The 14096-nt window shown below is 42.4% G+C and carries 8 protein-coding genes; 6 read left to right on the forward strand and 2 right to left on the reverse strand.

Annotated elements, in window-relative coordinates:
* The first annotated feature begins 196 nt into the window (after window positions 1–196).
* Complete coding sequence (locus FFR00_RS16675) at window positions 197–1174, forward strand: ABC transporter substrate-binding protein (RefSeq protein WP_137674552.1); 978 nt, start codon at window positions 197–199, stop codon at window positions 1172–1174.
* A complete protein-coding gene (locus FFR00_RS16680; RefSeq protein WP_137674553.1) occupies window positions 1167–3659 on the forward strand; it encodes an EAL domain-containing protein in 2493 nt (830 codons plus the stop codon). Before FFR00_RS16675 ends, FFR00_RS16680 begins: the two co-directional genes overlap by 8 nt.
* Before the next feature lie 23 nt (window positions 3660–3682).
* On the opposite strand, the gene FFR00_RS16685 is transcribed toward FFR00_RS16680, so the two are convergent.
* Together FFR00_RS16685 and mobB are read right to left on the reverse strand one after the other, a co-directional pair.
* Entirely contained in the window at window positions 3683–5821 is a 2139-nt protein-coding gene (locus tag FFR00_RS16685; protein WP_137674554.1) for an FAD-dependent oxidoreductase, read from the reverse strand.
* A gap of 52 nt (window positions 5822–5873) precedes the next feature.
* The gene (gene mobB, locus FFR00_RS16690) at window positions 5874–6398 is read right to left on the reverse strand and encodes a molybdopterin-guanine dinucleotide biosynthesis protein B (protein WP_137674555.1); all 525 of its coding nucleotides are present in this window, start codon (window positions 6396–6398) and stop codon (window positions 5874–5876) included.
* A 98-nt stretch (window positions 6399–6496) separates the two neighbouring features.
* On the opposite strand from mobB, the gene FFR00_RS16695 reads away from it, so the two are divergent.
* The 4 genes from FFR00_RS16695 to FFR00_RS16710 all read left to right on the forward strand — a co-directional run bounded on the left by FFR00_RS16695 (window position 6497) and on the right by FFR00_RS16710 (window position 14075).
* Entirely contained in the window at window positions 6497–8215 is a 1719-nt protein-coding gene (locus FFR00_RS16695) for an autotransporter assembly complex family protein (protein WP_137674556.1), read from the forward strand.
* Window positions 8212–12024 carry a translocation/assembly module TamB domain-containing protein gene (locus tag FFR00_RS16700; protein ID WP_137674557.1) on the forward strand — a complete coding sequence of 1271 codons (3813 nt, stop codon included), beginning with the start codon at window positions 8212–8214 and terminating at the stop codon, window positions 12022–12024. Before FFR00_RS16695 ends, FFR00_RS16700 begins: the two co-directional genes overlap by 4 nt.
* A 51-nt stretch (window positions 12025–12075) precedes the next feature.
* Window positions 12076–12477, forward strand: coding sequence for a nitrate/nitrite transporter NrtS (gene nrtS, locus FFR00_RS21780; protein ID WP_137674558.1), 402 nt, complete (start codon window positions 12076–12078; stop codon window positions 12475–12477).
* Between the two features lie 227 nt (window positions 12478–12704).
* Window positions 12705–14075, forward strand: a complete 1371-nt coding sequence (locus FFR00_RS16710) for a glycoside-pentoside-hexuronide (GPH):cation symporter (protein WP_137674559.1) — start codon at window positions 12705–12707, stop codon at window positions 14073–14075.
* The last annotated feature ends 21 nt before the right edge of the window (window positions 14076–14096 follow it).

Raw genomic sequence — 14096 nt, forward strand, 5'->3', positions numbered from 1 at the left:
CCGTAAACTTTAGTAAAAGTGCCGTTTTAACGGCACTTTTTTGATCTTAAGCTTAATTTTTGAGCGTAAACATTTAAGTTTGTAATATCAGCGTAAATTTTTACACTGTTCGCTTTCTTTTTAGGCTAAGCGCAAGCAGAATGGTTGCATCAGTTTTGGTTGTGTACTCAGGACGAGTTAAGCACTACGCAGGGATATGAAACTTTCGCTTTTATTAAATAGTTATTTCAAACAAGGGCTGTTATTTGTACTCGGCTACTTGTTGGTTGCTTGTCAAAATCAAACCCAACAACTTCGTGTTGCAGTATCGCCGTGGTTGGGTTTCGAACCCATTTACCTGTCTAAACAACTGGCTTATCCCGGTTCAGACGAGTATCAAGTTAATGAACTCACCACTCCAAGTCATGTAATGCATGCTTTAAAAAGTGCACAAGTAGATGCTGCATTTTTAAGCCTCACTGAAGTGATTAGCCTTTTAGCTGAACGTGTAGATTTAACTGTGGTTGCGGTAATTGATCGCAGCGTAGGCGGGGATGCCTTAGTCACTCAACAGCCTATTAACGACATAACTCAACTTAAGGGTAAACGCATCGGCTATGAAAGCCTATCGGTAGCCTCTCTAGTGATGGACGATTGGCTAAAAGATACTGACGTAAATGCCGATGATTTTGTTCTCGTTGAAGCAAAGCTGGATGAGCAATTAGGCTTGTTCCGCCGAGGTGAAATAAGTGCAGTAATGACCTCTGGACCCATACAAAGCCGCTTAGTAGACAATTTATCGGCCAATGTCCTTTATCAAAGTGCCGCTCAGGGCCAACCTTACTATCGTGTGTTAGTTGTAAGAACGGCGGTATTACAAAATAAACGCCAACAGGTTTCAAAACTGCTGACTAATTTCTATGCTGCAAATAATTGGCTAGAAGAGCACTCTCGAGAAGGGTTTAAATTAATTGCTAAACGCACTCAGTTATATAGCAAAGAAGTAAGGCAAGCCTACAGCAAGATTCAAGTGCTTAACGCTCAACAAAGTATCGCCTTGTTTTCTAGCAAATTTATCTTAGGGCATGCCCAAGAAAAAGCGCAACGAATGGCTGAGCTAGAATTAATTCATCGAGCCCCTGATTTGTCTCGTAACTTCAACAGTCAGTGGTTGATGGAGTTAACCGGTGTTTAAGTTTAAACGTATATCTCTCAGTGTAGTGATACCCATTTTGGCGTTGGTATTATTGCTTATTGCCCAAGGTTTGTTATTGCTGGGAACCTTAAACGAGCAACAGAATAAAATGGCTGATCACGCAAGCCAACGCTTGCTGCATATTGGTTATCAATTGCAACAAAGTTTGTCTGACAGTTTGTCCCGTCATCAGTGGGATATTGCTGAACGGCAGCTTACCTTAGTCGCACTCAATCAACAGCTAGATTCCTTACAAGTTATTGATCCACAAGGCTTAGTGCAGCTTTCGAATAAACGAGCAGAAAAAAGCTTGTTTGCTGCCGATAACGCCAACTACTTTAACAGCGAGTTGTTTAATCAAGTTAAAACCAAACGTTCTCCAGTGACTCAAGTTTTGCCTGAGCAATGGCAGGTTAATTTGTATTTACCGCTAGATATGGGACCAAGAGAAGACAGCTTACGCAGAGCTGATCAAGGTGCCATCTTTGTTAGTTATAATCTTAAAAACACCTGGTTAGTTAAGCGCCAAATTATTTTAGACGAAGCAGTAAAAACCTTTGTCTATATGGCAGTCGCCATGCTGCTATTGGTATTGATGCTAAATAGAATGCTAGTTAAGCCAATTAACAAGTTAGTAGGGCGCACTAAGCAAATTCAAACGCATAACAACGCTAATATTAACGCTAAGAGTCAGGGCGAAATTGGTGCTTTAGAAAACGCTATTGGAAAAATGGCCAATGGCATTCACACTAGTTTTGCGCAATTGCAACGCAGTGAACAGCGCTGGCAGTTCGCCTTAAGTGGATCTGGCGACGGTATTTGGGATTGGAACCTGATAACAAACACTGTTTATTATTCACCTCAGTGGAAAGCCATGCTTGGTTATCAAGAGCGTGAAATTGGTGAAAAGATTGAAGAGTGGGAATCTCGCATTCACCCCGATGATCTAGACAAAACCTTAAATGAACTTCGTAAACATCTTAAAAAGAAAAACAAAGTTTATGAAACGATGCACAGGGTAAAACATAAAGATGGCCATTACCTGTGGGTACTATCTCGAGGCATGGTAGTAGAACGTAGCGAGCGTGGACTGCCATCGCGGGTCATTAGTACTCAAACCAATATCTCAGAAGTACGTTCGGCGCAAGAGCTTGTGCGTTTCCAGTCATCACATGACGATATTACTCGTTTGTCGAATCGCCGTAAGTTACTTGAAAACTTAGATTTAGAAATTGAGCGAGGTCGCAAGAGCAATAAAGTTGGCGCGTTAATTTACTTAGATATCGACCACTTTAAAAATGTTAACGATATGCTTGGTCATGCCGCCGGAGACTTACTGCTACGATTAATTGCCCACCGCTTACGCGAAGGGCGCAGTAGTTCAGAAACTGTGGCGCGCTTAGGTGGCGATGAATTTGCCTTATTAGTTCCTAATCTGTCTAGTAATAGAGAAGAAGCTCAAGAGCTTGCCAGAAAAATGGCCGAGCATCTCGGTAGGGTTATTCATAAAGAGTTCGTGATAAAAGGTAACCAAATTTCGTTAAATTTGACTACTGGTGTTGCGCTATTTCCTAATCATGACAACAACGCTACTGAGATTTTACGCCAAGCGGATATTGCACTTTACCACGGTAAAGATAATGAACGTTCAAGCGTGCACGTATTTTCAGACAAAATGGCTGACGAAATTCAAGAGCGCCACGTACTTACACGAATGATGCGAGAAGCCTTAGAAAACGAAGACATGGTGGCTTACTTTCAACCGCGTTATAACGACAATTATGAAATGGTGGGCGCAGAAACATTGCTACGTTGGTTTGATGCCAAAATGGGCTGGATTTCGCCAGGCCGCTTCATTCCTCTTGCCGAAGAAACAGGCCTTATCGTTACGCTAGGTGAATGGGTAATGCGCAGTGCTTGCGAAACACTTAAAACCTGGCAAGACCGCGGCTTACCCGATAATTTTAAAACCTTGTCGATCAATGTAAGTCCTAATCAGTTCCACCGAGATACCTTTGTTAAAGAAAGTTTAGCGATTATTCATGCCTCGGGCTGTGATCCTAAGTTAATTGAATTAGAAATTACCGAAGGTGTATTGGTAGATAATGTTCAAGATACCGTAGAGAAGATTCAAGCTTTGCGCGATATTGGTGTACGGTTCTCAGTAGATGATTTTGGTACCGGGTACTCATCGCTGGCTTACCTTAACAAGCTGCCAATTAACTGTTTGAAAATTGATAAATCATTTGTTAGTGAGCTGCAAAGCGGTGGTAGTGAGTGTGCCATTATTACTACCATTATCTCTATGGCGGAAAACTTAGACTTAGAAGTGATTGCTGAAGGGGTAGAAACGGAGTACCAACTAGAATTTCTTAAATATCGTCGTTGTACTGTGTATCAGGGATTCTATTTTAGCGAAGCGCTTGAGCCCGAGATATTTGAAGAGAGATTGTTTGTTGGCCAGGCTGAAACGGAAATAGCCTGACCAATATCACCAAGGCCTAAAGTTTAGGCCTTTCTTGTCCATTTATGAAACTTCTCTAAATACGATAACACCTTTTCTGGAGCGTGATTGCGCTTCCATTCACCGGCTACATATTTATTGGCTTCCATCATCGTCGGGTAAGCGTGAATCGTACCCAATATTTTGTTTAAGCCTAAACCGTGTTTCATTGCCAAGGTAAACTCTGCTAATAATTCGCCGGCGTGTTCAGCTACAATTGTCGCACCCAATATTTTGTCTTTACCTGGTACGGTGAGTACTTTAATAAAGCCATTAGTTGCACCCTCTGCAATTGCTCTGTCTAACTCTTCTAGCTGAAACTCTGTTACCTCGTAAGCAGTTCCTTGTAGTTTCGCGTCTTGTTCATTGATCCCTACGCGAGCAACTTCAGGGTAGGTGTAAGTTGCCGCAGGTATTACCGAGTAGTCAGCCTTAAACTTCTTAAAACGTCCAAATAGCGCATTAACTGCAGCGTACCACGCTTGGTGTGCCGCAAAGTGCGTAAATTGGTAAGGGCCTGCCACATCGCCTACAGCGTATATGTTAGGAAAGTTTGTTTGCAGGTGAGCATTAACCGCTACCGTGCCGCGCTCAGAGTTTTCAACGCCGAGCTCTTCTAGACCGAATCCTTTGGTATTTGCTACGCGACCTAGCGCGAGAATGACCTTATCAAACTCTATTTCTTGTTGTTCTTCACCTTTAGTCAGCTTAACGCTTTGTACTTGGTTGTTATTGTGGAAGCTAATGGCTTTCCAGCCCAACATCAGTTCAATACCTTCTTTAGTAAACTGTTCTTCAAGCAGCTTACTCACTTCAAGATCTTCGCGGATCAATAAGTGGTCAGCCATTTCTATTTGGGTTACTTGAGCCCCCAATCGTGCAAAACTTTGGGTTAGTTCACAACCAATTGGACCGCCGCCTAACACCAATAGTTTTTTAGGCAGTTCACTTAGTTGCCATAAGGTATCAGAGGTTAAGAAGTCAACATCTTGTAAGCCGGGAATAGGGGGCACGAGAGGGCGAGCACCGGTAGCAATAACAATATTTTGCGTGGTTACTGTTTTACCATCTATTTCAACTTCCCATGGGCTACGAATATGGGCTGTTCCCTGTACACAGTTAACGCCCAGCTTTGTGTAACGCTCTACAGAGTCATGTGGTTCTACTTGCTTAATTACTTGATGTACTCGCTCCATTACTTTTGTAAAGTTTGCTTGAGCGTCCACTTTCTCGTAGCCAAAGTTTTCAGCATTTTTCGCTTCATATGCAAACTTTGCGCTGCGGATTAAGGCTTTAGAAGGGACACATCCTGTGTTTAGACAGTCACCTCCCATTAAGTGTTTTTCTACTAAGGTGACTTTAGCTTTAACCGCGGCAGCAATGTATGAACTCACCAGCCCGCCAGCGCCAGCGCCAATTACCAATAGGTTATTGTCAAAGGTTTTGGGTTTGTTAAAAGGCGCATACACTTTACGCTGCTTAATGCCATTTAGGATGGCTTTGCTGATATAAGGCAGAATGCCTAGTAGGGTAAAGGCAAGCAATAATGAAGGAGATAAGATTCCAGATAAACTGTCTAGCTTCGCTAATTCGGTGCCGGCATTTACATAAACAACAGTGGCCGGAAACATACCTAATTGGCTTACCCAGTAAAAAGTTTTTAATGGAAGCTTAGTTAATGCCATTACTAAGTTAATAAGAAAGAACGGAAAAATTGGGATTAAACGTAAGCTTAATAGATAAAACGCGCCTTCTTTTTCTATACCGCTGTTAATGCTTTTTAGTTTTTCAGCATAGCGTTGCTCTAAACTGTCTCTAACTAAATAACGCGCCACAATAAACGCTAAGCTAGCACCAATGGTACTGGCGAAAGACACCATAATCACACCATTTACAACGCCAAATAAAGCGCCGGCTAACAGTGTTAATAGAGCAGCTCCGGGGATGGAGAAGGCAGTTACAAATACATATAGGAAAAAGTAACCGATAATCGAAATAAGGAAATGTTGTTCTACGTTAGCCCGCAAGCTTGCTTGGCTTTGCTTAATTGTGTCGAAATTAAGCCATTGTCCTAAATCAAACCACCATATCAGGCAGACAACAACGGCAAGCACCGCAACAACAATCAGTTTATTTGGTTTCATATTTAATTCTCTGAACGGTAGTGTCAGTTTATAGACCTTTAAGTGAATGATTCTATTTCACTATTTTTTCACTGTTAGTATAGGTCACAATAAAATCACACACTGCCTTGGGATCATTTAAATCAAATTTAGGCAGATGGCTACTTAGTTCATCGGTACTAGCAATGGCAATAATTTGAGAGTCGTTTAAAGACAGCAAAGGTTTGTTTAGCGCAGATCTATGTACTTCAATTTTGGGTATTTGGCTATGACGATAACCTTCTACTAGTACAAGATCACAAGCCTGCCAGTTAACCCAATGTAGTTGCTCTTGTATCTCGTCGTGTTGTTGCTGTTTGCTAAAGTGGTAGCGCTTGTGAGGGCAAGCCAAAATCACTTCGCTCGCGCCAGCAGTAACAAACTGGTGGCTATCTTTACCCGGTTTATCTAATTCTAATTGGTGGTGGCTGTGCTTGATCACCGATACCTTAAGCCCTCGTTGTTTAAGAAGAGGAATGAGGGCGCTTAGTAAGGTGGTTTTGCCACTTCCGCTATATCCCGCTAAACCTAATACCGTTTTTGGCCATTTTTTATCCATTCAGAAACACCTTTATACTTTTTTAGCTCGATTATTAGAGCTTACCTAGATAAGTAGTTTTAAACTGTAAAAAAATCTTTAAACTTAAGCATTCATGGATGTTTATTCGAGGAAGAGTGCAATTGTTTTTTCGCTTGTGGCCGATATTGCTAGTTTTGTTTACCACTTCGGTAACAGCGATTGATTTTGATTACCAAGGATTATCAGGCGAAACCAAAGATAACGTAAAAGTGTATTTGGAAGCACAAACTTTTCCAGATAACAGTAGCGTACGTCGCATCTCATCTGCCAGTGCCGAGCAAACTAAACGTGCCTTGCGCGCGTTGGGTTATTACCAAAGCAAAATAGATGTTAGCGAGAAAGAAAAAGATGTTTACTTAGTTGAGGTGGAACTAGGCGAACGCTTAGTGATAAGCAAATTCGACTTTACATTTGAAGGCGAAGCCAACAAAGACAGTCGATTCACTAGCGCTGTAACAAAGAGTGGGCTAGCTGATGGGCAAGTGTTCTCACACGCTGCTTATGATGGCTTAAAGTCAGAGTTTAATCGACTGGCCGCGCGATATGGATATTTTGACGCTGAGTACCACCAATCCGAAGTAAAAATCAGTATTAAAGAAAACACAGCCAGTATTCATTTAAGTTATGATTCTGGTCATCGTTATCGTTTCGGTGACATCATATTTACCAACCCCGATTTACCTAAAACAATTTTTGCTAATCTTGCCGAGTTTAATAAGCAAGATCGTTATGATTCCAAAAAAGTCGGTGAGTTTAATCAACGCCTAGGTGAGACTGACTACTTCCAAGTTATATCAGTAAGGCCAGATTTAGAAAATCGCCACGACGACAAGATAGATTTATTAGTGGGATTGGCGTTAAAACCTCGAGACACCTTTGAAGTGGGTGGGGGTATCACTACTGATATTGGCCCGCGGGTGCGGTTAAAGTGGACTCGACCTTGGGTAAACGATAAAGGCCATAGCATTGCCTTTGAGATTGAAGCCGCTGAGCCAAAACAAAGTGCGTTGTTTGTATACCGTATTCCCATGAATAATCCGGTTGATGATTACCTTGATATTCAAACCGGCTACATTCGCGAAAAAACTAACGATACTGAAAGTGAAAAGACCGTAGTGTCTACCACTAGGCAGTGGCGCTGGGATAACGATTGGAAGCCTTCTATTTTCCTCAAATGGCAACACGAGGAATATCGTCAAGCAGATCAGTTTGATGTTACCGATTTGGTGCTGCCTGGTTTTAACTTTGCTCGCTTACGCACGCGCGGTGGATTAGATCCATATTGGGGGGATAACCTGCAAGCCAGTGTTGAAGTCGGGCACCCATATTGGGGCTCTGATGTTGAAATGTTGCGCTTAGCCACTATTGGAAAATGGCTCCGCTCTTACCAAAATCATCGACTTTTACTGCGTGCAGACGTAGGAGGAATATTAGCAGAAGACATTACTGACGTTCCTGCGTCTATGCGTTTCTTTGCCGGTGGTGACCAAAGTATACGCGGGTATGATTACAAAACAATTAGCCCAAAAAATGATGAAGGCCAATTGATTGGTGGTAAATACCTCACTGTAGGAAGCATAGAATACAATTATCAGTTTGCTGAAAAATGGCGGTGGGCAACCTTTGTCGATGCGGGCACTGCAACCAATGATTTCTCAGAACCGGTGTCCGTTGGCGTGGGAATGGGTATTCGATGGCTTACGTTAATTGGTCCGCTGCGAATAGATGTGGCTAAAGGCTTACAAAATGAATCGGATCCATGGCGTGTCCACTTCTCGTTAGGGCCTGATTTATGATTTTTAAAGCTTTAAAGTACTTGCTGGTATCAATTAGCGCGCTGATATTTTGCCTCATTCTCGGTTTATCGTTGACCCCTAGTACTCAGTGGATTTTAGGCAAAGTGAGTAACTTGGTTGATGGACTGACCATTACCCAGCCAGACGGAAACTTATATAAAGGCATTTCAGCAAAACAGGTTATTTGGCAACAAGCCGGGTTGCGTGTAGAGCTAGCCGATCTTGATCTAGCCTTAGATTGGGTATGTATGAGTAAAACTCGGCTTTGTGTAGAAAGGTTGTTAAGCACAAAGTTATTGGTTGCCGTTGATACCGCGGCCATGGCCGCAGCCTCTAACATTGATGACCCTGAACCACCAGCAGAACCCAGTACCGGCCCATGGACACCTCCTTTCCCCTTTGTGTTAAACCGCTTAGCAGTAGATAACGCAGTAGTTACCATTGATGGTATTGATATTTCATGGCAAAGCCTACAAGTTCAAGCTAACTGGCAGCAAAGTACTATTAGTGTTGACCAGTTGTATTTGGATAAATGGAAACTAGCGCTATTTTATCAAGATAGCTCTGCTCAAGCGTCTAACGAGACATCTGAATCTGAGTCACTGGTTCCTCTGCTTCTCGAGGTGCCAGATGTGACTATGCCTTATCAAGTGATGGTAAATGACTTAGTACTTACTCAAGGGGAATTAGCACTAAGTGAGGCTGCCTTGGCGTTTCCTTCATTAGAGCTAATAGGTAAGTTAGATTTTTCTTATCTGGAATTAGAAAAGCTAAATGCAATAACTCCTTGGGGAGAGTTAGCACTAAAGGGGAGCCAAGGTTTCCAAAAGCTTTACGCGTCTGATTTAGCTGGTCGTTGGGATATGAAAGTTGACGAGCAGCCCTTAGGTTTAGACTTCCAACTGATAGGTGATGGCAAGCAGCTAGATGCCGAGCTGTCGAGCGACGGATTCATCGCTTCAGAAATCGCGTTAAATATAGCTTGGCAGAAAACCAACATTCCCTTCGAAATAACCACAGAGCTAAAGCAAGCTTTTAATGTTTTACCTGAACAGCTTTCGGTTAATGCGCTTAACTTGCATGCCGATGGAGATTTGTCTAGTTACCAAATGCAGCTGCAAAGTGATTTATCTGGCTTGCAAGATCTATGGTTAAACGCACAACTTAATGGCGATTTATCGCAAATTGAGCAACTGGCCATTCAGGGTGAACTGCTAAAACCCAAGACCCTATTGGACAGTAGTCAAAAGAATGGTGAAGAAAAGGCTAGCAAAGTAAATGAAATTGAAGCTACCGCTTTAGTTGTCGAGCAAACAGCAGTTCGCGACCAACAAGCGATTGGTGGATTTAATATTTCCGGTTCTGCGGCATGGCAACCTGAGTTGAACGCTGAGATCACTATCAGTTTAGATAACTTACAACTCAGTCATTGGGCAGACTTAGGTGAGGAAATGGCGTTGCCGGATTTAGACGGTGACATTAAAGCCAAACTAGTGGCTAACCTCTGGGAATTACAGCAAGCTAATTTAAGCGGAGAGTGGTTAAACTTGCCGCTTAACATCGAGCTAGTGGGCAAGGGGGATTTAGATAAGCAGGCTCACCAAGCGAAGTTAAACCTCAATCTGGCTAATACTCAAGTTAAGGCAGACGCAAACACGAATGCTGAAAATGTAGAAGTAACTGTTAATGTTGACGCTAAGAACTTGGCAGAGCTCCCTTGGCTAGACAGCGGTTTGTTGGATGCGGACATAGGCGTAACTGGCGTAGTTGACAATCCAGTATTCACTTGGCGTATTGCGGGTGACGAGTTAACTAACCATGATTTCACTTTAGTTAAGCTCAATACCCAGGGAAATCTATCCTTGGACGAGGCTTTTACTGGTCAAATTGATTTAGCGGTAGCGCAATTATTGGTGGCCGGAGAAACTATTCAAACAGCTGATTTGAACTATTTCAGCAAAGATACAAAACAACAGTTAGCAATTAACGTTGAACAAGCTCAACGAAGTGCCCATGTTAAACTTGCGGGTAGTGGCGGTTTAGAAAGCTGGCAAGGGCAGTTAGCCAAAGCTGACCTTAACGCCGAACTAGGCAATTGGTCGCTGTCTAACCCCGTCGATATAGATTATGAGCAAGCGGTAGCCACTATCGGAACACACTGTTGGTCTAGAGAGCAGAGCGAATTCTGTTTGTTATCTCCATTTGTGAGTGACGGAAACAGCGAGGTAGCTCTTACCGTTAAACAATTCGATTTTACTGTGTTAAACAAGCTCATTCCAGAGGACCTTCATCTAGATGGGCAAGCATCGGCAGAGATTTTTGCAAAACTAAATCAGTGGTCCCCTGAAAAAGCCCGTTTAGCGCTTAAATTAAGCCCTGGTTCACTTACCCAAGATGCCGAGAGCGGCGAGATAACCTTGGCTTACGAATCCCTTGATTTAAACGCAGATATTAAAAATGAAAAACTACATTGGCAGGCTTTGTTTAGCTCAAAGCAACTGGGTGAATTACGCACTTCTGGAGCCGCTTCAATTGATAAAGAAGGAAGTATAGATGGTGAGTTACAGTTAAATAATCTTACCTTATCGCCGTTACTGCCTTTTGTTAATGTGTTAGATGAGCTGGATGGTGACATAAATGGTTTGGTAAAGGTATCGGGTAAGCTAAAGACACCGGTATTGCTCGGCGAAGTTAAATTGGAAAATGGTTTGCTATCGGGTCCAGATGTGCCCCTTACGATAGAGCAATTGCACACCGAGTTGAGTTTCGATAACCAATTAGCACGTTTAAACGGTGGCTTTAATAGCGATGGGAAAACTGCTCAGTGGACTGGTGAGTTTAGTTGGCCTAATAATCAGTTGTTTGGTCAACTAGATATAGATGCTAGTCAACTCCCCATTAACGTAGACCCTTATGCCAGTTTATCCGTTTCTCCAGATGTGAGTATTAAGTTTGCTGATAATCTGATTGATGTAAGTGGCACCATTGCGGTAGAAGACGGAGCTATCGTAGTGAAGTCGCTACCCGAGTCAGCCGTATCAGAATCATCTGACGCCATTGTGATTGAAGAGCAATCGGAAACGGTTGCCTTACAGAAAACCAAGATTGACCTAAATGTCACATTATCGGAAACCATCACCTTAGAAGCCTTAGGCCTTAATACTAACCTTAAAGGCCATTTAAACTTAAAACAACAACCTTTAGAGCCGTTGCGCGCCAATGGTCGGATTGAATTGGTTGATGGTAGCTTTAAAGCCTACGGACAAAACTTATTGATAGAAAAAGGTTGGTTAATGTTTACCGGACCTTTAGAGCAACCCTATTTAGATTTTGAAGCGGTAAGAAACCCAGATACTATTTCAGACAGTGTAACTGTGGGCGTTAAAGTTGTAGGTTTAGCTGATGCCCCTCAAGTAACGTTGTTTTCAGACCCATCTATGTCGCAAAACGAAATGTTGTCTTACTTATTGCGCGGCCGGGCCTTAAGCGACAGCGAACAGGATGATAATGCACTTTCTTCTATGTTACTTAGCGCGGGAATAGGCAGGGCAGAAGGGTTAGTCGGTAACGTGGGAAGTACCCTAGGTTTAAACGATTTGGCCTTAAGTACCGCGGGTTCTGGCAGCACGACTCAAGTTGAGGTGAGTGCCTATGTATTACCTGGCGTACAAGTTCGTTATGGCATGGGGGTATTTGATCCGGTTAATGAATTAACCGTGAAATATGAGATTTTACCTAAACTGTTTATTGAGGCATTTTCTGGCTTGCATAGTGCGTTAGATGTTTATTACGAGTTCTATTTAGATTAAGTGTTAGCATTAGCGTGGTCTCGGTTATATCGGGTGAGGGATGAAGAGCACATGAACAAAAAAATTGCTAAACGGGCGCTGTTGGTAGCGTTAATAGTCGGGTCTTTATTAAACCTAATAAACCAGTGGGATGTTATTAATGGCGCTGCGGCTAACTGGGGAGCGTTGCTATTTACTTACTGTGTACCATTTATCGTTTCTTACTTTAGTGGTGTTATGGCTAATCAAGCACCTGCTGCTAATAGTAATATCTCTAAACAGCCACCAGCAGAAACTGCATTAATCCAAATTAACCAGTCGTTGTCTGAAATTGGTCAAAAATTACGTTGTTCTATCAACGATACCGGTGATTACGAAACACTCGCCAACAATGCTAAAGAAACCATTGAAGACTTACAAACCCAACAACAAGCGCTGTTAGCGGTCATTAAGTCGTCTAAGCCGTCACAATAAAGTAACTTCTTGAAACCTCTTATTCATCTAACAAGCTGCTCGCTTTAACCAAAGTCGCTAATTTGAACTTGTGTTTCAGTTTATTAAATAACAAAAACTTTTTTATAGCTTGCTGTACCTCACACTAGATATATATCGTAATATCCGCAACCCTTAACATAATAGTCTGCTAATTGTTCGTAAAAGAGAATACCTCTCGACACAACATGTTTTATTGCGGAGATTTTATGAGCACAATTAACCTAACGGTTAAGGAAAAAATTGCCTACGGCTTGGGCGACACGGGATGTAACTTTGTATGGCAAACTGTCATGCTATTTTTGGCTTATTACTACACCGATGTTTATGGTTTATCACCTATCCATATGGGAACTATGTTTTTATTGGTTCGGTTTATCGACGCTGTCACTGACCCCTTAATGGGCTCGTTGGTTGACCGCACTCGAACCAAGCACGGACAGTTTCGCCCTTATATTCTTTGGATGGCGGTGCCGTTTGGCGTGGCGTGTATGATCACTTTCTACACGCCTGATTTAGGCTCTACCGGCAAAATTATTTACGCATACTGCTCGTATATTCTGCTTACCTTAATGTACACCGCGATTAACGTGCCTTATTGCGCAATGGCTAACGCTATGACTAACGACCCTAAGCAGCGAGTTTCATTGCAGTCTTATCGTTTTGGATTAAGCACTGCGGGCGGTTTAGTTGTGGCATTAGTGGCTTTACCTTTGGTTGACTACATTGGGCAAGGAGATGAGCAGAAAGGCTATTTAGGCGCCATGATCATAATGGGCATTGGCGCAATGTTGTTATTTTTCTATTGCTTTGCCAATACAAAAGAACACCATACAACAGAGCCTAGTGAAGCGAAGAAAGGTTCAACGTTTAGTGATGTAACACTACTGTGGAAAAACACCCAATGGCGAGTATTGTTTATTCTAAATATAGTTCTGCTAACTGGCATTGTGCTAAAAGCAGCTTCAACGATGTATTACGTAAATAGTGTTATGGGGCGCCCTGATCTGGCGACAATGATGATGGTGGCGGGTATGCTCGCTAATATTGTTGGTGCGCTGGCTTCTGCACCAGTATTAGGGCGTTTTGACAAAATAAAAACCTATAAAGTGCTGATTGGCATCTCTGGTATTTTATCGGCGTCGATGTTCTTTATTGAACCCACTAACATCATGTTGATCTTTGTGGTGATGATAGTGCTAAGTGTGGTTCAAATGAGTACCACACCGTTGCTATGGAGCATGATGAGTGACGTTGTTGATTACGAGAAATCGCGCAGCGGTCGCTCGCTAAGTGGAATGGTATTTTCAACTAACTTGTTTGCGATTAAAGCCGGTATTGCAGTAGGTGGCGCAATGGTAGGTTGGATACTAGCTGGAGCCGGTTACGTTGGCGGAGCGGAATTACAATCTAACCAAGCAATTACGTGGATCAACTTATTGTATACCTTTATCCCTGGCGTGTTCTTTATCTCGTTAGTTTTTGTTATGCACTTTTATCGTTTAGACGAGAATAAACTGCAATTGATAAAACAACAAAATGATCAAGCGGAAACCAAGTTACAAGCTCAAGCTGTTTAAACTGTTTTGAGTATCCAAAAA

Origin of the sequence: Agarivorans sp. Toyoura001 (genome assembly GCF_005405585.1) — a bacterium.
GTDB lineage: Bacteria > Pseudomonadota > Gammaproteobacteria > Enterobacterales > Celerinatantimonadaceae > Agarivorans.